This window comes from Aeromicrobium fastidiosum (assembly GCF_017876595.1).
Lineage (GTDB): Bacteria > Actinomycetota > Actinomycetes > Propionibacteriales > Nocardioidaceae > Aeromicrobium > Aeromicrobium fastidiosum.
On sequence record NZ_JAGIOG010000001.1, the window covers coordinates 819,351 to 837,962 of the forward strand.

Genomic DNA, 18,612 nt, shown 5'->3' on the forward strand with positions numbered 1-18,612 from the left:
CCTTACTGCTCGTCGTCGGTTTCGACAGGCTCAGCCGGGGTTTCGGCCTCCGAGGTCTCGACAGGCTCAACCGGCGAGGCCGGCGAAGCCGGGTCGACCACGCCGACCGTCGCCGGCCGGAGCACCCGATCGCCGTGGCGGTAGCCCGTGCGCATGACGGTGTCGATCGAGGTGACCTCGACGTCAGCCGACTCACCCGCGTGGAACACCGCCTCGTGCAGCGACGGGTCGAAGGCGTCGCCCTTGGCCCCGAAGGACTCGAGCTTGTGCTTGACGACCGCCTGCTGCAGCGCGTCGGCGACGGCCTTGAAGCCGCCCGTCAGCTCGCCGTGCTCGTCGGCGCGGGCGATGTCGTCGAGCACCGTCAGGAGCGACTGCAGGACGGCAGCCTCCCCCTGGGCGCGGACGAGCTCGCGGTCGCGGTCGACGCGGCGCTTGTAGTTGACGTACTCCGCCTGGAGCCGCTGCAGGTCGAGCGTGCGCTCGGCGAGCTGCTGCTCCGCGGAGGGCTCGGCCGGGGCCTCGGCCGGCTCAGGAGTCTCGTCCTGAACCGGCTCGACGACCTCGTCCTCGGAGGCCGAACCCTCGCGGGGCTCGGTCACTTCTTCTCCTCGTCCTCGTCGACGATCTCGGCGTCGACGACGTCGTCGTCATCGTCGGTCGCGTCGCCAGCCGGTGCGTCAGCGCCCGCGGACTGCGCCTCCGCAGCTGCGGCGGCGTACATCGCCTCGCCCATCTTGGAGCTCGACTCGCCGAGCTTGGTCACCGCTGCCTGTACGGCGTCGGCGTCCTCGCCCTTGAGCGCCTCGTTGAGGGCGTCGAGATCGGCCTGCACCTCGGTCTTGACCTCGTCACCGACCTTGTCGCCGTTCTCGGCGAGGAACTTCTCGGTGGAGTGCGCGAGCGACTCGGCCTGGTTGCGGGTCTCGATCTGCTCGCGACGCTGACGGTCCTCCTCGGCGTACTGCTCGGCGTCCTTGACCATCTTGTCGATGTCGTCCTTGCTGAGCGCCGAGCCGCCGGTGATCGTCATCGACTGCTCCTTGCCGGTGCCGCGGTCCTTGGCCGACACGTTGACGATGCCGTTGGCGTCGATGTCGAAGGTGACCTCGATCTGCGGGACGCCGCGCGGGGCCGGCGGGAGGCCGGTCAGCTCGAACGTCGCCAGCAGCTGGTTGCCCGAGGCCATCTCGCGCTCGCCCTGGTAGACCTGGATCGCGACGGACGGCTGGTTGTCGTCGGCGGTCGTGAAGACCTCGGACCGCTTGGTCGGGATCGTCGTGTTGCGCTCGATGAGCTTGGTCATGACGCCGCCCTTGGTCTCGATGCCGAGGCTCAGGGGGGTGACGTCGAGCAGGAGAACGTCCTTGACCTCGCCCTTCAGCACACCGGCCTGCAGGCTGGCACCGAGCGCGACGACCTCGTCGGGGTTGACGCCCTTGTTGGGCTCCTTGCCGCCCGTGAGGGTCTTGACGACCTCGGTGACGGCGGGCATGCGGGTCGATCCGCCGACGAGGACCACGTGGTCGATGTCGGAGAGCTTGATGCCCGCGTCCTTGATGACGTTGTTGAACGGCGCCTTGGTGCGCTCGAGCAGCGACGACGTGATCTTCTCGAACTCGGCGCGGGTCAGCGTCTCGTCGAGGAAGACGGGGTTGCCGTCCTGGACCGTGATGTAGGGCAGGTTGATCGCGGTGCTGGACGAGCTGGAGAGCTCGATCTTGGCGCGCTCGGCGGCCTCGCGGATGCGGGGCATGGCCATCTTGTCCTTGGTCAGGTCGACGCCCGTGCTGCTCTTGAAGCGGTTGACGACCCAGTCGACGATCGCCTGGTCCCAGTCGTCGCCGCCGAGGTGGTTGTCACCGCTGGTGGCCTTGACCTCGATGACGCCGTCACCGATCTCGAGCAGCGACACGTCGAACGTTCCGCCGCCGAGGTCGAACACGAGGATCGTCTGGTCGTCGGCCTTGTCGAGGCCGTAGGCCAGGGCGGCCGCGGTGGGCTCGTTGATGATGCGGCTGACGTTGAGGCCTGCGATCTCGCCGGCCTCCTTGGTGGCCTGGCGCTGGTGGTCGTTGAAGTAGGCAGGCACCGTGATGACCGCGTCGGTGACCGTCTCGCCCAGGTAGGCCTCGGCGTCGCGCTTGAGCTTGGCCAGGATGAAGGCCGAGATCTGCTGCGGATTGAACGTCTTGCCGTCGATGTCGTCGGTCTTCCAGTCGGTGCCGACATGGCGCTTGACCGAACGGATCGTGCGATCGACGTTGGTCACGCCCTGACGCTTGGCGACCTCGCCGGCGAGGACCTCGCCGTCCTTGGCGAAAGCGACGACGGACGGGGTGGTGCGAGCGCCTTCGGCGTTCGCGATGACGGTGGGCTCGCCGCCCTCGAGCACTGCGACGACCGAGTTGGTGGTGCCGAGGTCAATTCCGACCGCTCTTGCCATGGTGTTTCCTCCTGCTGTGGGGTGATCTGTGGGGACTGCACGCGCTGCGAGACTCAAGAACGTGTGTCAGATGAATTGAGTCCGATGTTATCAACCTTGCCCGACGCTCCCAAATTCCGCGTCTTGGCCCCTTTTCGCGTAGTTTCTTGGCATGCGCACACTGACCCGCCGCGTCGCGGCCCTGGCCATCGTCCCCACGCTCACGCTCGCCGGCTGCGGCGGCAGCGACGGCGGCAGTGACGACGACGCCCCCGACAGCGACTCGTCCACCTCGTCCACCTCCGACGCCCCGGACGACGCCGACGACGCTCCCGACAGCGACGACGCGGCGGGCGGCGACACTGTCAAGGGCACCGACTACTCGTACTCCCTGCCCGACGGCTGGGAGGTGCCCACCCAGAAGATCCCCGGCACCGAGCAGACCGACTCGTTCGCCGCCGACCTCACCGACGCCGACGGCTTCGCCGACAACGTCAACGTCATCCGCCTCGACCCCGCCCCGGTCGACGATCTCGACAAGCTGGAGCCGGCGCTGACCGCCGAGCTCGAGAAGGGCGGCTCCAAGGACGTCACGGTGGGCGACCGCGCCGAGGTCGACGGCGACGAGGCCGTGCACGTCTCGTCGATCCAGGAGCAGCAGGGCAAGCAGTACCTGACCGAGCAGTACAACGCGATCCACGACGGCGTCTCGTACGTCATCACGTTCTCGTTCAGCGACACCGTGTCGGAGGACGACCGCGACGACCTCGCCGAGTCGGTCCTCGACAGCTGGACGTGGACCAAGTGACCTCCGCTCTCGGCGGCCGCGAGCAGGATCAGACGGCACTCGCGACGACGATCCTCGGACTGCTGTGGGAGACCACCGATCGGCAGGTCAGCCGCGAGATCGCCCACCTGGCCGACATCACCGCCGACACCGACGACGACGGCTCGCATGTCGCGCCGCCCGGGCTCGTCATGCCGGCATCGGGCTGCATCACGACCCGTGTCGTGGCGACCGCCCGCGGACACCAGGGCGTCACCGAGTCGATGCGGGTCGCGGTGTGGCCGACTGTCGAGGGCGACGACCCCGCGTTCGTCGTCACCCGTTCCGACTCCGACCGCACGCTGCCGATCGCGCTGGCCGACGTCCAGCCGGCGGTCACCGACCACCTGCGCGGGCAGGTCAACGACTTCATCGCGACGATCATCGCCCACATGGTGGCCGAGCTCGACGTCAAGATGCAGCGCACCTACATCCGCGAGTCGCAGGGCGATCTCGCGGAGTACACCGAGGACTGAGCCCGAACGTCATAGGAACCGTGGCCCTGGGGCCACGGTTCCTATGACACAGGCAGACGAGGTCAGCCGGCGTGGGCGTGGGGCTTGGCCGCGTGCTTGCCGCCCTCGGCGTCCGCGCCCTCGCCGAGGTGCCGCTCGAGCGACTCACCCTCGATGTCGAGGTTGGGCAAGGCCCGGTCGAGCCACTTCGGCATCCACCACATGCGATCGCCCATCAGCGCCATGAACGCCGGCACGATGGTCATGCGCACCAGGAAGGCGTCGGCCAGCACGCCGACAGCGAGGCCGAAGCCGATCGACTTGATGATGATGTCGTCGCCGAGGGCGAAGCCACCGAACACGCCGATCATGATGGCCGCGGCCGCCGTGACGACGCGCGCGCCGTACTGGAAGCCCAGCACGACCGACTCCCCGGCCGGGCTGCCGTGGACGTACTCCTCACGCATGCGCGACACGAGGAACACCTCGTAGTCCATCGCGAGGCCGAACAGGATGCCCGTCAGCAGCAGGGGCAGCATGAACAGCACCGGGCCGGACGTGTCGACGCCGATCAGGCTGGCGAGCCAGCCCCACTGGAACACCGCGACGGTGGCACCGAGCGAGACACCCACCGACAGCAGGAACCCGAGGACCGCCTTGAGCGGCACCAGCACCGAGCGGAAGACGACGGTCAGCAGCACGAACGCCAGCCCGACGACGACGAGCAGGTACTTCGGGAAGGCCTTGGCGAGGCTCTCGGAGATGTCGACGCCCAGGGCCGTCTGCCCCGTCACGAGGACCCGCGCACCGGTGGACGACTCGACGCCACTGACCGACGAGCGGATGTCGTCGACGAGCTGCTGGGTGTCCGCGTCGGACGGCCCGCTCTTGGGGATGACGTTGACGATCGCGTAGCCCGACGACGTCAGGCCGTCGAGGTACGTCTGCGTGGCCGCGGCGTCGGCCGGGTCGGGGGCCGGCGAGACCACCGCGGCGACGTCCTTCTTGATGCCCTCGACGCGGGTGACGGTCTCCTCGACCGCTGCGGCCGGGTCGTCGGCACCCTTCGTGTCGACGACGACCAGCAGCGGGCCGTTGGTGCCGGCACCGAAGTTGTCGGAGATCAGGTCGTAGGCGACGCGGGGGCCGCTGCCCTCGGCGGCAGTGCCGTTGTCGGGCAGCGCGAGCTGCATCGACGCGACGGGGATCGCGATGACGCCGGCCACCACCAGGCCACCGACGAACGTCACGAGCTTGTTCTTGGTGACGAAGTCGGCCCAGCGACGTCCGTTGGTACGGCGACCCGACTGGTCCTCGGGGTCGCGCGCCGCGATGAACGGCAGCTTGCCCCAGCCGATCTTGCTGCCGGCGAACCCGAACAGGGCCGGCAGCAGCGTCAGGGCGATGAGGACGGCGACGGCGACGGTGCCCGCGGCGGCGAGCCCCATCTCGGTGAGGAACGAGATGTTGACGACCGACAGACCGGCCAGCGCGATGATGACGGTCAGGCCCGCGAACACGACGGCCGATCCGGCGGTTCCGACGGCCCGTCCGGCCGCCTCCTCCCGGTCGCGACCGACATGGATCTCGTGGCGGTAGCGCGACACGATGAACAGCGCGTAGTCGATGCCGACCGCGAGCCCCAGCATCGTGGCCAGGATGGGCGTGGTCGAGCCGAGGTCGACGAAGCCCGTGAGGGTCGTGATCGACGCGACGCCGATGCCGACGCCGATGATCGCGGTCAGCAGCGGCATGCCCGCCACCAGCAGCGAGCCGAACGTGATGAGCAGGACGATGACCGCGATGCCGATGCCGATCGCCTCGGCGGCACCGCCGTGCGGCACCTCCTGCAGCGCGTCACCGCCGATGGCGACGGTGAGCCCTGCGTCCTCGGCAGCGTCGGGTGCCTTCTCCAGAGCGCTGCGGTCGGCGTCGGTCAGCTCGACCGACTGCTTCGCGTAGGCCACGGAGGTGAAGCCCGTGCGGCCGTCCTTCGACAGCGTCAGCGAGGCGGCGTCAACCGGCGCGACGACGTTCTTGGAGTCGATCGAGCCGAGGCTCTCGTCGATCGCCGTCTGGTACGTCGGTGCCGAGAGCTGCTGACCCTTCGGGGCCTGGAAGACGATCTGCGCCTGCGCTCCGTCGGGGGCCGCGTCGGGCGTGCGCTCCTTGATCAGGTCGAAGGCCTGCGACGACTCGATGCCGGGCACGCTGAACTCGTCGGACGTCTTGCCCGACAGCGTGCCGGCCCCGACGCCGACCAGCAGCAGCAGGCCGATCCAGAACGACAGGACGGTCCAGCGGTGGCGGAACGACCAGCGTCCGAGGCGGTAGAGGTACCAGGCCATGAGTTGTTCTCCCTCGAGAAGTGGTGGGGGTATGAGTCAGTTGGGGCGGATGCCGAGCGCGGGCAGCAGCGCGCCCTCGACGTAGCGGCGCAGGAAGTCGCCAGAGGGCTCGTCGCCCTCCAGCAGGTGGTGCAGGACGATCGGTGCGATGAAGACGTAGTCGACGAACTCGAGGCCGGGGCAGTCGGCGGCAACCTCGCCGCGCTGCACCGCACGGTCGACGACGGCGCGGATGTCGGCGCGTGCAGGGTCGAGGATCTTCGACCGCACGGCCTCTGCCAGCTCGGCGTCGTGCCGCACGGCGTGCATGATCGCTGCGATGAGGTCGGCGTCGTACTGGCGGCTCTCGGTGTCGCCCTGGTCGACCATGGCGAGCAGATCGCCCCTCAGCGAGCCGGTGTCGGGCGGCTCGGGCGTCGAGTCGATCCCGCAGGCCAGTGCTTCGACGACGAGGCCGGACTTGCCGCCCCACTGCCGGTAGAGCGTCGCCTTGCTCGACCGCGTCGCCTCGGCGATCTGGTCCATCGTGAGCTTCTCGTAGCCGTGCTCGACCACGAGCCCCAGGGTGCCGGTGTAGAGCTCGCCCAGTCGTTCGTCGGTCATCCGCGCCACGTGCATGTCCCATCGGTACGAAACAGTTTCGTTTCGATGATAGGCAGGCCACGGCAGGTTCACCAACCGAGGAGCGATGAGGTGCGTCACACGACCCTTGTCACGACGACAGCCTGTGCCCTAGGTTCGTCCTGCCATTAGGCAAGCCTAACCTCACCTAGGAGACTCATGTCTGTCCTCAGCCCGTCCCGCCGCACCTCGACCCGTCTCGCCCTGGCCGCCGGTGCCGCGGCCGTCGTCGCGCTGGCCCCCCAGGCCGCCTTCGCCGCGACCGTCTCGGTCAGCCCCAGCACCGCCATCGTCAGCGGCTCGAGCGTCACGGTGTCCGGCAGCGGCTACGTCGCCAACGGCTCGTACAAGGTCGGCGTCTGCTCGAAGAAGACCTACGGCATCTTCGGCATCCCCGCGTGCGCCAGTGGCGTCGACGCCACGACCGACGCCAGCGGCAACCTGAGCATCGCGGTGGTCGCCAGCAAGACCAACACCAACGCGCACGCCAGCATCCCCGTCGTGGGTGCCGGCCAGCCGTCGTCGTTCACGTGCAAGGGCGCGTCGAACCTCGACCAGTGCGAGATCGTCATCACCGATCACAACGGCAGCAGCTCGACGATCGTCGCGCGCCAGAACATCTCCTTCTCCTGATCGACCCGCCCGGCCCCGCCACCTCGGCGGGGCCGGCTCTCGTCCCGCCTCACCTCCCGCAAGGAACGCCATGACCCCCACCCCCGCGCGACTGCGCACGACCTCCTCGCTGGTCGTCGCCCTCACGCTGGTGCTGACGACACTGGGCCTCGTCAACACCACCGCACCCGCCACCGCCGCCGACGCGGCACCCAGCACCGACGACATCACGCAGGGATCGGTGACCTGGGGCGTCAAGGAGTCGTGGCGCAAGTACATCGGCGCCGACGGGTCGCACACGGGTGACGGGGCCAGCACCACCAACGTCGTCGTCGAGGGCAACCGCAGCTGGGCCGAGGCGTTCAGCTTCCCGATCGAGTCGGGTTCGTACGACCCCGAGACCCGCACGACGACGCTCGACCTCGCCGGCTACGTGCACTTCCAGAGCTGGCTGGGACAGATCACGCCCGGCAAGTACGCCCTCGACACCCAGTACTCCGACCTCTCGGTGACGATCAGCCCCACCGAGCAGGTCATCCGCGGCACCCACACGGGCTACGACCGCAGCGACCCGGGGGGCGAGCTGCACGTCGACGAGGACGTCGTGCTGGCCAAGCTCGACATCACGGGCGGCACGCACACCTTCGGCCCGCCGCGCACGACGTGGGCCGCACTGCCCACCGTGGCCGGTGCCGGTGCCGCCATCTACGGCGAGGGCACCACGATCGACCCCGTGACGATCGACTACACGGGTCCGGGCGGCGCGCCTGACCTCACCGAGGTGTTCGACCAGCCGGGGCAGCCCGTCATCGAGCGCGGACCGATCTGGGAGTCGACCTCGAAGGACTACTGGACGGCGGGTGCCGCGCGCGCCCTCGAGTCGTCCGGCGACGGCAAGACCCTGTTCAGCTACGAGGTCACGCCCGCGACCGACGACCGGCTCGTCGTCACGGCGATCGACGCAGCCACGATGGAGCCCATCGGCACCCCGTTCACCTACACCTATCCCGACGGCTCGCCGCAGTACGTCCGATCGGCCATCGACCCCAAGACCGACACCCTCTTCTTCGTCTCCGGCGGCGAGCAGACGACGGTGCGGAGCCTGATCTTCGATCGCCCCTCCGGCACGTTCGAGAGCGGAGTCGTCGGCCAGCTGCGCGAGCCCGTCGCCGGCCACGGTGCCGTTCCGGTGGGGCCGCTGGTCTGGAACGCCGTCAAGGGCGAGCTCCTGGTGTCGACCGGCATCGACTCGAGGCCCGACGTCGTCACGACCGACGACCTCTACCGCTTCACCCGCGACGGCTCCGGGTGGAAGGTCGCGACGTCGACGTTCAGCCTGCCGACGACCGGCGAGCACGCAGCCGTCAACGAGCCCAGCACCAGCCCTCTGAGCGGCACCGGCACCGACCAGACCGTCAACCACTCGGTGGCCGTGGCGGGCGACGGTTCCTACGTCATCGCCCCGGGCAACAGCTTCGCCTACTACGACGAGCCGAACGACGTCCTGCACTACTGGCCCGCGTTCCACCTCACGTTCGACGGCGCGGACGCGCGCGTCGCGACGATCGACGGCACTGATGGACCCGAGTCGTTCGGCACCTACTTCGGCTACTCCGAGGCGACCGCGGGCCCCGACGGATCGGTCTATCTGCACAACACGGCCGAGGCCCTCGAGGACTGGGTACGGGTCGACGTCGCCGACGGCACCGCCACGGCCGGCGACCCCGCCCAGGGCACGCCCATCACCCCCGTGCCGAGCTTCCCGTCGTATCGCGTGTCATACCTCGGCAACGCCCTCGTGCACGACCCCACGCACGACCTGACCTGGACCACCGACACCGGCGATCCGGACGGCAGGGTGCTCAAGCTCGTCGACGACGCCGGGACCGTGCTGGCGTCGTACCGGGTGCCGGCCTTCGCCGACAACTACTTCGGCATCAACCGACCGATCCACGCCGGTGCGGACGGCTCGGTGTACGTGCCGGTCAAGGCGACGGACACCGGGCGCTACGGCTGGCAGCGCGTGACGGTCGAGGGCATCGCGCCGACCGTCACGGAGCAGCCCGACGACGTCGCGGTCGAGCTGCCGGCAGGGCAGTCGTCGAAGGCGGTCACGTTCACCGTGGCGCGCGACGGCGGCGGCAAGGTCCAGTGGCAGCGCAAGGCCACGGGCGAGGCGCGGTACTCCGACATCGACGGTGCCACGTCGACGACCCTCACCGTCGAGGCGTCCCCCACGACCGACGGCAGCCTCTACCGCGCGAAGGTCGGCAACGAGGCCAGCACGGTCGCGTCGGACGAAGCGGCGCTGACCGTCACGCACGGTCCGCTCTTCCCGGTGCAGCCCGTCGACGTCACGACCCAGCCCGACCGCAGCGCCAGCTTCACCGCGGAGGCGATCGCGAACCCCGGCACGACGTCCACCGTGTGGCAGCGCAAGGCCGGCGGCTACTGGACCGACATCCCGGCGTCCGACGACAACTTCGTGGTCAGCGCCACGGGCCTGACGGTCACCCAGACCGATGTCGCCCAGAGCGGCAGCCAGTTCCGGCTCAAGGCGATCAGCCCCCTGGGCACGCGGTACTCGTCCGTGGCGAAGCTGACGGTCACGGCGGCCGAGGCAGAAGCCGGCGCCATCTCCGGTGCCGACCTGGTGTGGACCGGTTCGGAGGAGCTGCAGGTCGCTCCGCCCGCCGGCGGATCGTCCTACTTCTCCGCCGGCACCTCCGACGGCACCGAGGCGACGTACAAGAACACCGAGGGCAACGTGTCGGTGCGGCAGGTCGACGGCAGCGCTTCGCCGTTGGCCACCTGGGCGACACGAGCCGCGCACGTCGCGGGGCCGTCGACGCAGACCGTCGTCGTCGAGGACGGATCGGGCCGGCTCGAGGCGGACGGCTCGGCGAGCATCGCGTGGGACGGCTCCTGGACCGTCAACTCCTACGGCGGCATGGTGCCGTTCACGGTCACCGATCCGGTGCTGACCGTCGACGAGGACGGCGCGGGCGTGCTTCGCGGCGACCTCTCGGGCTACGGCGCGTCGATGGAGAACCCCACCGAGAAGACGCCCCTGGTGCCCGTGGCCGATGCCGTCATCGCGACGTTCGACGACGTCACGCTCGACTCCAATGGGTTCACGGTCGCTCCCGACTACGCGGGCGTCGAGGTCGACGCGGCGTCGTCGACCCCGCAGGTGCGCACCGGCTCCGACTGGGGCTCCTGGCCCCAGCAGTTCGTCGACTTCCAGATGGCGACGGGTCTCTCGTCGTACTGGTACTCCTCGGGCGGAGCAGCCGATCCGTACAAGGCCCCGTCGGACATCGTGATCGGCGACTTCGACGTGTCGGCGCAGGCACCTGCCGTCGCACCCGTCATCGTCGCGCAGCCGTCGTCGTTCACCGCGAGCGTGCGGCGTGCCGCGCAGTTCTCGGTCGGCGCGAGCGGGACGGACCTTGCCTACATCTGGCAGCGCAAGGTGGGCTCTAGCTGGGTCGACCTGTCCGACGAGCGCTCGGCGACGCTCGCCCTACCCGCGACGTCGGCCGCCGACGACAGTGCGCAGTTCAGGGTCAGGGTCTCGAACCCGGCCGGCGCTGTGACGTCCACCCCGGCACTGCTCAGGGTCAAGGCCGCTGCGACGACGGCTCGCATCGCGCGGTCGAAGTCGGCGCAGAAGCTCGGAGCACCGACTCGCAAGCGCGTCCTGCTGGCCGTTCGGGTGACGTCCGACAACGGCACGACGCCGACCGGACGCGTGCGCTTCTTCGACGGCAAGCGACGCATCGCCACTGTCACGCTGACGGCCGGACGTGCACGGGTGCGGCTGCCGCGCGGGCTCTCGGTCGGCACCCATCGCATCAGGGCCGTCTACTCGCCGTACACGGCGGGAACGTCGAGCCCGGCCACGACCACGACGGTCACGGTCAGGGTCAAGAAGTAGCTGCGGCCCTTCGCGCCCGGGTCGACGACGTCCACACAGGACGTCCGTCGGCCCGGGCACGGCTGTCCGGGGTCGCCGCTACTCTCGCCAGATGCGACGGTTCGACGACGAGGAGCGGCGACGACGGCTCGGCGTCCGACACCGCTTGGCTCCCGGCACCCGTGATGGCGACGTCGTCGCGGCGGCTGCCTCCGTCGTCGCGCTGCACGGCACCGACCCCGGCTCCACGTTCGTCTCGGCGTGGGTCCGCAGCACGGGTCTGGCTGTCGCCGATGTCGAGCGGGCCCTCTACGACGACCGCTCGCTGGTGCGCGTCATGGCGATGCGCCGCACGGTGTTCGCCGCACCCGCCGACGACGTCCCGATGCTGCTGGCCGGGGCCGCTGACGACGTGGCGCGCGAGGAGCGCCGCAAGCTCGTCGCCCTGCTCGCCGAGGGCGGCATCGACGATCCGGTCAGGTGGCTGCCCGAGGTCGAGCAGATCGCGGTCGACGTCGTGCACGGGCTCGGCGAGGCCACTCCGGCCGATCTCGTCGCTGCCGACCCGCGGCTGGCCACGGCTGTCGTCATCGCGGCGGGCACCAGGCACGAGACGACGGTGCGCATCGCCAGCCGTCTGCTGACGCTGCTCGCTGCCGAGGGCCGGGTCGTCCGCGGCCGCCCCAAGGGCTCATGGACGTCGACGCAGTTCCGGTGGTCGACCCTCGCCGAATGGTCACCGCAGGCGGCCGTCGCGGTCGATCCCCTCGAGGCCGAGGCGGCGCTCGCCCGGCGTTGGCTGGCTCGGTTCGGCCCGGCCCCCGAGGCCGACCTGACGTGGTGGACCAAGTGGACCAAGACCCGCACCCGGCGCGCCCTGGCTGCCGCCGGTGCCGTCGAGGTCGAGGCCTGCGACGGCACCGGATGGGCGCTGCCGGGCGACCTCGAGCCCACCCCGACCGTCGAGCCGTGGGTCGCCCTCCTGCCGGCACTCGACCCGACGACGATGGGCTGGAAGCAGCGCGACTGGTACCTCGGCGACCACGCGGCCCGGCTCTTCGACACCACCGGCAACGCCGGGCCGACGCTCTGGTGCGACGGACGCGTCGTCGGCGGCTGGGCGCACCTGCCGTCCGGCGAGATCGCGATGCGCCTGTTCGACGACATCGGCACCGAGGCCACCGCGGTGCTCGAGCAGCAGGCCGCGGCGCTCTCACAGCAGATCGGCGACGTGCGGCTCACGGCCCGCGGACGCCGCCCGTGCCCGCTCGAGGTCGAGCTGCTGGGTCGCTGACGATCCGTCCCACAGCGCGGAGGAGCTGCTTCGCCCCTACTCGGCGATCCGGTGCCCCGTCACGCGACCGGCGGATCGGCGATCTGCCGCACCTCGGCCGCGAACGAGGCCTGCGGCCAATGCGTGCTGTGCAGGTCGACGAACTCGTGCGCCCACCTCGACACGTCGTCTGGTGACGACGACTCGACGATGAAGAAACCGCCGATGACCTCCTTCGCCTCGGCGCAGGGCTCGTCGAGGACGCTCGAGCGTCCGTTCGAGGTACGCAGCCGAAGGGCGTCGGCCGGCGGCATCAGGCCGCCGTCATCCAGCAAGCGTCCGAGGGTCGTGTCGTCACGGAACGTCCCGATCGCCTCGATCAGCGACTCCGGCGGCGGGCCCGCATCCGGCGCGTCAGCGTCCTCGTGGATCAGCACCAGGAAGCGCACGCCTCAGCCCCCCAGACCGATGGACGGCGTCCGCGAAGCGGGCAGCTGGCAAGCACATGACTCGGCGTGACTGAGTGGTCGCATGGCGTCTCCTGATCGTTGGCGGCTCCCTACATGGTCACCCTCCACCTCTTCGTGGTCCCAGGTCCACCGAATTGGACACATGTCTCGACAGATCGTGCCGCTCTGACGACGAGTCAGGAGTTGAACATGTTCAGTTTCTGTTCTATGCTCACACCAATAATTGAACACGTTCAAGAATGGAGCGATCATGAACTACACCGCCGCGACCTACCTCGCCTACCTGCTCACCGCCGTGCCGATCACGGTTTGGGTGGCGACCACGCTGTCCCGCAACGGCCGGGTCTTCCTCAGCGACGTCTTCCACGGCGAGGACGGTCTCGCCGACGCCGTCAACCGGCTGCTCGTCGTCGGCTTCTACCTGATCAACCTGGGCTTCGTGATGCTCTACCTGCGCGGCGGCAGCGACGTCGACGACCTCACCGGCCTGATCGAGGCGCTCAGCGTCAAGATCGGCGTCGTGATGCTGGTGCTGGGCGCGATCCACTTCGTCAACGTCATGGTCTTCTCGTCGATGCGTCGCAAGGGGCTCGCCGACGCCGACCGCGCCCGTCAGGCGGCCGACTGGGCCCGCCGGCAGGAGTGGAACCAGCAGGTGGCGCAGCCCCAGCGATGAACGGCCCGGCTAGATTGATCAGCGTGAACGACACCCCGCAGCGATCGGCCAAGGCCGAGCAGACCCGGCAGTCGATCATCGACGCGGCGATGCAGCTGTTCCGCACGAAGGGCTACGACAAGGCCACGATGCGGGCCATCGCCGACGAGGCGGGGGTGTCGATCGGCAACGCCTACTACTACTTCTCGTCCAAGGAACACCTGATCCAGGCGTACTACGACGGCATCAACGCCGAGCACGCCGAGAAGGCCGCGCAGACCCTCGCCACCGCGACGACGTTCTCCGACCGGCTCACCGGAGTGCTGCTGGCGTGGGTCGACGTGGCTGAGCCGTACCACGAGTTCGCGGGCAAGTTCTTCAAGAACGCCGCCGAGCCCACCAGCCCGCTGTCACCCTTCAGCGCCGACTCCGAGGCCACGCGGCTCGCCGCGATCGACCTGCACCGCCAGGTCATCGACGGCTCCGACATCAAGCTCGCCAAGGCCCTGCGGGCCGAGCTGCCCGAGCTGCTGTGGCTCGTCCAGATGGGTGTCGTGCTGTTCTGGGTGCACGACACCAGCCCCGGTCAGCAGCGCACCCGCACGCTCGTCGTCCAGGCCGTGCCCGTCATCGACCGGGCCCTGCGCCTGACCCGCATCCCGGGTGTGCGCGGGCTCGTCGACGACGTCGTCGGCCTGATCCGCACGATCAAGCCCTGAAGCTCACGACGGCGACGTCGGATCGACATGAGGGTCGAGTGGGCGTGGATCCTGAAGGCGACGTCGCAACACCTTCTGGGCATAGAGCTCACCGTCGGCGCGAGCCCGGATCGTCCGCGCCGAATCATCTGGCACCGCCTCGGCCAGGCCGTACGACCAGCCGGTCCCGGTGGCACCGCGCAGCCGCTCGAAGAAGTCCTCGCCCTGCGCTGAAGTGCCCGGCATCATGACCAGGAACTCGTCGCCGCCGATCCGTGCGACGGTGTCGTAGGAGCGGCTCAGGTCGCTCAGGGCCGACGCGAATGACACGAGCAGCCGGTCCCCCGCAGCGTGTCCGTGCTCGTCGTTGACCTGCTTGAAGCCGTCGAGGTCGATGATTCCGACCGTCAGCGGCATCCCGGCACGAGCGGCGCGGCCCAGCTCGATGTCGATGCGCTCGTCGAGGCCCGACCGGTTGAGCACCCCTGTCAGGGGATCTGTCGTGATCTCCCGGTCCAACCGTGCGCGGAGGTAGCCGGCGGCCTCGAGGCAGAACGTCGACGCGAGCACCAGGTTGACCCACGTGATGAAGACGCGATCGTGCGTGTTGACGACCACGGCGGTCCCCGACGCCACGAAGGCCGCGGCCGTCACGAACCGGGCGACCGCGCGCCGGTAGAACCAGCCCAGGTAGCAGGCGACCATCGGGTAGAGCACCAGGTTGTTGATCGAGGCGACCGCCGAGGTCGACAGCGCCATCTGCAGCGAGGTCACCGCGAAGAAGAGGCCGGCGCCGACGATCCCGATCTCGCGGACCAGCCGGTCCCCCAGAGCGATCGGCACCGCGGCCGCCAGCACCGTGACCGCGATCCAGCCCCACGTCCACGCCGACGCGAATCCGTCACCGGTGGACGTCACGGCGTCGACCAGACCGCTCAACGCGATGACCAGCCCGCCGGCGGAGGTGACCCACGCAAACGGTGGGATCGCGGCCGCCGGTCCCATCTTCACGCTGGAAGGATAGGTGATGCGGAGGCCGTCAACGGACGGTCGCGACGACGATGCCGACGGCCACTGACACGATCAGCACGCCGACAGCACCCACGAGCAGCGCTGGCGCTCCGAAGCCCGGCATGGGCGAGCCCGTCCTGATCGCCTTCTCGACCGACCGCCACCGCAACCAGGCCTGCCCCACGCAGAGCGCGGCGAGCAGCAGCAGCCACAGCGACGCCACGTTGCTCACCCACACGTCCAGCTCGAAGAAGGGCGTGTGCACTGCGACCGCACCCGCGACGAGCGCCAGCGACGTCCGGGTCCACGCCAGGAACGTCCGTTCATTCGCCAGCGTGAATCGCGTATCGGGGTCTGGACCTGCCCCGAAGACGTCGCGGGGGAAGCGCCTGTCGTCGCTCATGCGAGGACGGCGTGCCGGTCGCATCCGCGCTCGGCGGCGAGACATCCCTCGCAGCGCACCATCTGACGGACGCACGCGACGTCACCGCAGTCAGCCACGTGGTTGGTCGCGGTGCCGCACACGTCGCACGAACCGACCAGGGCCGCGTGGTCGGAGAAGTCCATCGTGATGCGGTCGTCGAAGACGTACAGCGATCCATTCCAGAGACCGTCGTCGCCATAGGCCTCGCCGTACGTCGCGATGCCGCCGTCGAGCTGGTAGACCTCCTGGAAGCCCCGCCTCTTCATCAGCGGCGTCAGCACCTCGCAGCGGATGCCGCCCGTGCAGTACGTGACGACGGGCTGGTCCTTGAGGTGGTCGTAGGCCCCGCTGTCGAGGGCCGCGATGAACTCGCGGGTCGTCTCGACGGGAGGACGCACGGCACCCTCGAAGTGGCCGATCGCCGACTCGATCTGGTTGCGCCCGTCGAAGAACACGACGTCCTTGGCCTCGACGAGCTCGTGCAGCTGGGCCGGGGTCAGGTGCGTCCCGCCGTCGACGACACCGCGCTCGTCGATCTCGAGCTCGTCCGGTGCCCCGAACGTCACGAGCTCGTCGCGCACCCGGACGCTGAGCCGCGGGAAGTCGGCGGTCGTGCCGTCGTCGCGGGCGCGGCCCTCGCTCCACTTGAAGTCGATGTGCTTGAACGGCGCGTAGGCGCGGGTGCCCTTGACGTACTTCTTGAGCGCCACGACGTCACCGCCGAGGGTCGCGTTGATGCCGTCCTTCGACACGATGATGCGACCGCGGACGCCGAGCGAGTCGCACAGCGTGTGCTGCCAGAGCCGGATCGCCTCGGGATCGGCCAGCGGCGCGAAGCCGTAGAAGAGGAGGACCTTGGGGGTTGCCACGGTCACCAGCGTAGGCGCTGCGGGGACGGCTACGCGTCGGTGCCGACGGCCCGCGTCGCCCGGGCGTCGCCGTCCCACCGTCGGGCACCGCGGATCGTGCCGACGAGCTCGCGGGGACGATCAGCGAGCACCGACAGCGCAGCGGCCAGCTGGTCGGGGTCGAGGCGGCGGGCCAGCGTCACGTGTGGTGTCCAGGCTCCCGGGCGGGTGGTGTCTGGCCGGCCCGGAGCGCCGTCGAGCGCGGCCTGCACCGCGAGGTGCGTCGCGATCAGGCCGGCCGTCGGGACCACCGCACGCGACAGCACGGACGTCCGACCGCCGAAGACCAGCAGTCCCCCGAGTCGCAGCGGGCTGTCCGGGCCGTAGTCGATCCCCGCGAGAGCGGCCTCGCCCTCGGCGTCGACGAGATCGGCGACGCCGACCGTCACGTGCGGAGCGTTCGACGCTCCGGTGTGCCGGGCCTGGCTGGGCAGCCCGGCGTCGCGCAGCGCTGCCCATTCCTCGCGCACCCGGGCGTCGAGGCCCTCGTCGAGGACCAGCTCGACCGACTGCACCATGCGTCTATCGTCGTGCACATGACCGAGCTGCACGAGCTGGACGCGACCGCGCAGGCCGAGCTACTGCGAGGTCGCGAGGTCTCCGCAGTCGAGCTCGTGGGCCACCATCTCGAGCGGATCGACCGTCACGCCGCGGCCCTGGGCGCGTTCATCACCGTGACCGCCGATGCCGCGATGGAGCAGGCCCGGCAGGCCGATGCGTCGATCGCAGCCGGGACAGCCGGGCCGTTGACGGGTGTGCCGACGGCCGTCAAGGACCTCACGATGACCGCGGGCGTCCGCACCACGATGGGATCAGCGGTGCTGCGCGACAACGTCCCGGCGACCGATGCCTACCTGGTCGGGCTGATGCGCGGTGCCGGACTCATCAGCCTCGGCAAGACCAACACCCCCGAGTTCGGGCTCTCGTCGTACACCGACAACGATGTCGTCGGCCCTGCGCGCACCCCGTGGGACCTCGACCGCAACGCCGGAGGGTCGAGCGGCGGTGCCGCGGCGGCCGTCGCGGCAGGGCTCGTGCCGCTGGCGCAGGGCAGCGACGGGGGCGGGTCGATCCGCATCCCGGCCAGCTCGTGCGGGATCTTCGGCTTCAAGCCGAGTCGTGGACGGGTCAGCGTCGGCCCGCTGGGGTCGGACTGGAGCGGGCTCGCGGTCGACGGACCCCTCAGCCGCACGGTGCGCGACGCCGCCGCGCTGCTCGACGTCATCGCGCACCCCATGCCCGGCGACCTGCGACCGCTGCCCGACCCCGACATCCCGTTCGTCGACCGGGTGCGACAGGTGCCGCGCCGGCTGCGCATCGCGCGGTGGTCGGCGACTCACCTCGACGGTGTCGCTCCCGGCCCCGACGCCGTGGCCGCCTGGGACGCAGCCAGTCGGCTGCTCGAGTCGCTGGGCCACGACGTCGTCGACATCGCCAACCCGTTCCCGGCCGAGCTCGAGCCGCAGTTCAACGTCGTGTGGTCGAGCGGTGTCGCGGGGGCACCCGTCCCGCCGGAGGCCGAGCCGCTCCTGCGGGCCAACACGCGCTACTGGCGCGAGCGAGGCGGACGGGCCTCGGCGGTCGACCTGGCCCGGGCGCTGCAGTTCCTCGAGGCGACGACCCGCGAGGTCGTCACGGGCCTGCAGACGTTCGACGCGATGCTGACGCCCACGCTCGCGCTTCCGCCCCAGCCCGTCGGGTGGTTCAACGAGTCGGGCGATCCGGCCGAGGACCACCGCCGCGAGCTGCTCTACACGCCGTACACCGCGCTCTACAACATGAGCGGCCAGCCCGCCGCGACGCTGCCGCTGCACTGGACGTCCGAGGGCCTACCGATCGGCGTCATGCTGGCGGCGCTGCCCGGCCAGGACGGCCTGCTGTTCAGCCTCTGCGCGCAGGTCGAGGCCGCCGCACCGTGGCACGATCGGCGTCCGACCGGCTTCGCCTGACCTCTGCACGGGGAGGCG

General features: G+C 70.0%; 17 protein-coding genes. 8 read left to right on the forward strand and 9 right to left on the reverse strand.

All coding sequences use genetic code 11. The features are described 5' to 3' along the window. Positions 1-2: 2 nt before the first annotated feature. Both grpE and dnaK read right to left on the reverse strand, forming a co-directional pair. Positions 3-602, reverse strand: a complete 600-nt coding sequence (gene grpE, locus JOF40_RS04030) for a nucleotide exchange factor GrpE (protein ID WP_129180335.1) — start codon at positions 600-602, stop codon at positions 3-5. Further along, positions 599-2,446, reverse strand: a complete 1,848-nt coding sequence (dnaK, locus tag JOF40_RS04035) for a molecular chaperone DnaK (RefSeq protein WP_129180337.1) — start codon at positions 2,444-2,446, stop codon at positions 599-601. Before dnaK ends, grpE begins: the two co-directional genes overlap by 4 nt. Before the next feature lie 151 nt (positions 2,447-2,597). Here dnaK and JOF40_RS04040 point away from each other — a divergent pair, with 151 nt between their 5' ends. Beyond that, positions 2,598-3,233, forward strand: a complete 636-nt coding sequence (locus JOF40_RS04040) for a hypothetical protein (RefSeq protein WP_129180339.1) — start codon at positions 2,598-2,600, stop codon at positions 3,231-3,233. Further along, on the forward strand, positions 3,230-3,727 hold the full coding sequence (locus tag JOF40_RS04045) for a hypothetical protein (protein WP_129180341.1): 498 nt from the start codon (positions 3,230-3,232) through the stop codon (positions 3,725-3,727). The genes JOF40_RS04040 and JOF40_RS04045 overlap by 4 nt, the downstream gene beginning before the upstream one ends. 62 nt (positions 3,728-3,789) lie before the next feature. Here the strand turns inward: JOF40_RS04045 and JOF40_RS04050 are convergent, their stop codons facing one another. Both JOF40_RS04050 and JOF40_RS04055 read right to left on the reverse strand, forming a co-directional pair. Then, positions 3,790-6,054, reverse strand: coding sequence for an MMPL family transporter (locus tag JOF40_RS04050; protein WP_129180343.1), 2,265 nt, complete (start codon positions 6,052-6,054; stop codon positions 3,790-3,792). Between the two features lie 36 nt (positions 6,055-6,090). Beyond that, entirely contained in the window at positions 6,091-6,657 is a 567-nt protein-coding gene (locus JOF40_RS04055) for a TetR/AcrR family transcriptional regulator (RefSeq protein WP_188111668.1), read from the reverse strand. A 177-nt stretch (positions 6,658-6,834) separates the two neighbouring features. Here JOF40_RS04055 and JOF40_RS04060 point away from each other — a divergent pair, with 177 nt between their 5' ends. The 3 genes from JOF40_RS04060 to JOF40_RS04070 all read left to right on the forward strand — a co-directional run bounded on the left by JOF40_RS04060 (position 6,835) and on the right by JOF40_RS04070 (position 12,500). Further along, on the forward strand, positions 6,835-7,308 hold the full coding sequence (locus tag JOF40_RS04060) for a neocarzinostatin apoprotein domain-containing protein (RefSeq protein ID WP_129180347.1): 474 nt from the start codon (positions 6,835-6,837) through the stop codon (positions 7,306-7,308). Positions 7,309-7,378: 70 nt separating this feature from the next. Next, on the forward strand, positions 7,379-11,227 hold the full coding sequence (locus tag JOF40_RS04065) for an HtaA domain-containing protein (protein ID WP_129180349.1): 3,849 nt from the start codon (positions 7,379-7,381) through the stop codon (positions 11,225-11,227). A gap of 91 nt (positions 11,228-11,318) precedes the next feature. Next, positions 11,319-12,500, forward strand: coding sequence for a winged helix DNA-binding domain-containing protein (locus JOF40_RS04070; RefSeq protein WP_129180351.1), 1,182 nt, complete (start codon positions 11,319-11,321; stop codon positions 12,498-12,500). A gap of 59 nt (positions 12,501-12,559) precedes the next feature. Here JOF40_RS04070 and JOF40_RS04075 read toward each other — a convergent pair whose 3' ends face one another. Further along, positions 12,560-12,928 (reverse strand): YciI family protein, encoded by a 369-nt coding sequence (locus tag JOF40_RS04075; protein ID WP_129180353.1) that lies wholly within the window; start codon positions 12,926-12,928, stop codon positions 12,560-12,562. A gap of 271 nt (positions 12,929-13,199) precedes the next feature. Between JOF40_RS04075 and JOF40_RS04080 the strand changes: the two genes are divergently transcribed. Both JOF40_RS04080 and JOF40_RS04085 read left to right on the forward strand, forming a co-directional pair. After that, on the forward strand, positions 13,200-13,625 hold the full coding sequence (locus tag JOF40_RS04080) for a hypothetical protein (protein ID WP_209674370.1): 426 nt from the start codon (positions 13,200-13,202) through the stop codon (positions 13,623-13,625). 23 nt (positions 13,626-13,648) lie between these two features. Continuing rightward, a complete protein-coding gene (locus JOF40_RS04085; protein ID WP_246152724.1) occupies positions 13,649-14,323 on the forward strand; it encodes a TetR/AcrR family transcriptional regulator in 675 nt (224 codons plus the stop codon). Positions 14,324-14,326: 3 nt separating this feature from the next. Here the strand turns inward: JOF40_RS04085 and JOF40_RS04090 are convergent, their stop codons facing one another. From JOF40_RS04090 to JOF40_RS04105, 4 genes are read right to left on the reverse strand one after another with little or no spacing between them, the layout of a single operon-like run. Continuing rightward, complete coding sequence (locus JOF40_RS04090; RefSeq protein WP_245343319.1) at positions 14,327-15,307, reverse strand: GGDEF domain-containing protein; 981 nt, start codon at positions 15,305-15,307, stop codon at positions 14,327-14,329. Positions 15,308-15,341: 34 nt separating this feature from the next. Next, positions 15,342-15,716 carry a YidH family protein gene (locus tag JOF40_RS04095; RefSeq protein WP_129180359.1) on the reverse strand — a complete coding sequence of 125 codons (375 nt, stop codon included), beginning with the start codon at positions 15,714-15,716 and terminating at the stop codon, positions 15,342-15,344. Beyond that, complete coding sequence (trhO, locus tag JOF40_RS04100) at positions 15,713-16,606, reverse strand: oxygen-dependent tRNA uridine(34) hydroxylase TrhO (RefSeq protein ID WP_129180361.1); 894 nt, start codon at positions 16,604-16,606, stop codon at positions 15,713-15,715. Before trhO ends, JOF40_RS04095 begins: the two co-directional genes overlap by 4 nt. Positions 16,607-16,635: 29 nt before the next feature. Beyond that, positions 16,636-17,163: a 2'-5' RNA ligase family protein gene (locus JOF40_RS04105; RefSeq protein WP_129180363.1), complete on the reverse strand. Its 528-nt coding sequence runs from the start codon at positions 17,161-17,163 to the stop codon at positions 16,636-16,638. 18 nt (positions 17,164-17,181) lie between these two features. On the opposite strand from JOF40_RS04105, the gene JOF40_RS04110 reads away from it, so the two are divergent. Then, the gene (locus JOF40_RS04110; protein ID WP_188111669.1) at positions 17,182-18,594 is read left to right on the forward strand and encodes an amidase; all 1,413 of its coding nucleotides are present in this window, start codon (positions 17,182-17,184) and stop codon (positions 18,592-18,594) included. The last annotated feature ends 18 nt before the right edge of the window (positions 18,595-18,612 follow it).

Coding starts and splice junctions, on each gene's coding strand:
- JOF40_RS04095 (WP_129180359.1), bottom strand. CDS start 15,716: ATGAGCGACGACAGGCGCTTCCCCCGCGACGTCTTCGGGGCAGGTCCA.
- JOF40_RS04040 (WP_129180339.1), top strand. CDS start 2,598: ATGCGCACACTGACCCGCCGCGTCGCGGCCCTGGCCATCGTCCCCACG.
- JOF40_RS04060 (WP_129180347.1), top strand. CDS start 6,835: ATGTCTGTCCTCAGCCCGTCCCGCCGCACCTCGACCCGTCTCGCCCTG.
- JOF40_RS04105 (WP_129180363.1), bottom strand. CDS start 17,163: ATGGTGCAGTCGGTCGAGCTGGTCCTCGACGAGGGCCTCGACGCCCGG.
- JOF40_RS04070 (WP_129180351.1), top strand. CDS start 11,319: ATGCGACGGTTCGACGACGAGGAGCGGCGACGACGGCTCGGCGTCCGA.
- JOF40_RS04065 (WP_129180349.1), top strand. CDS start 7,379: ATGACCCCCACCCCCGCGCGACTGCGCACGACCTCCTCGCTGGTCGTC.
- JOF40_RS04110 (WP_188111669.1), top strand. CDS start 17,182: ATGACCGAGCTGCACGAGCTGGACGCGACCGCGCAGGCCGAGCTACTG.
- JOF40_RS04055 (WP_188111668.1), bottom strand. CDS start 6,657: ATGACCGACGAACGACTGGGCGAGCTCTACACCGGCACCCTGGGGCTC.
- JOF40_RS04080 (WP_209674370.1), top strand. CDS start 13,200: ATGAACTACACCGCCGCGACCTACCTCGCCTACCTGCTCACCGCCGTG.
- JOF40_RS04050 (WP_129180343.1), bottom strand. CDS start 6,054: ATGGCCTGGTACCTCTACCGCCTCGGACGCTGGTCGTTCCGCCACCGC.
- JOF40_RS04090 (WP_245343319.1), bottom strand. CDS start 15,307: ATGGGACCGGCGGCCGCGATCCCACCGTTTGCGTGGGTCACCTCCGCC.
- dnaK (WP_129180337.1), bottom strand. CDS start 2,446: ATGGCAAGAGCGGTCGGAATTGACCTCGGCACCACCAACTCGGTCGTC.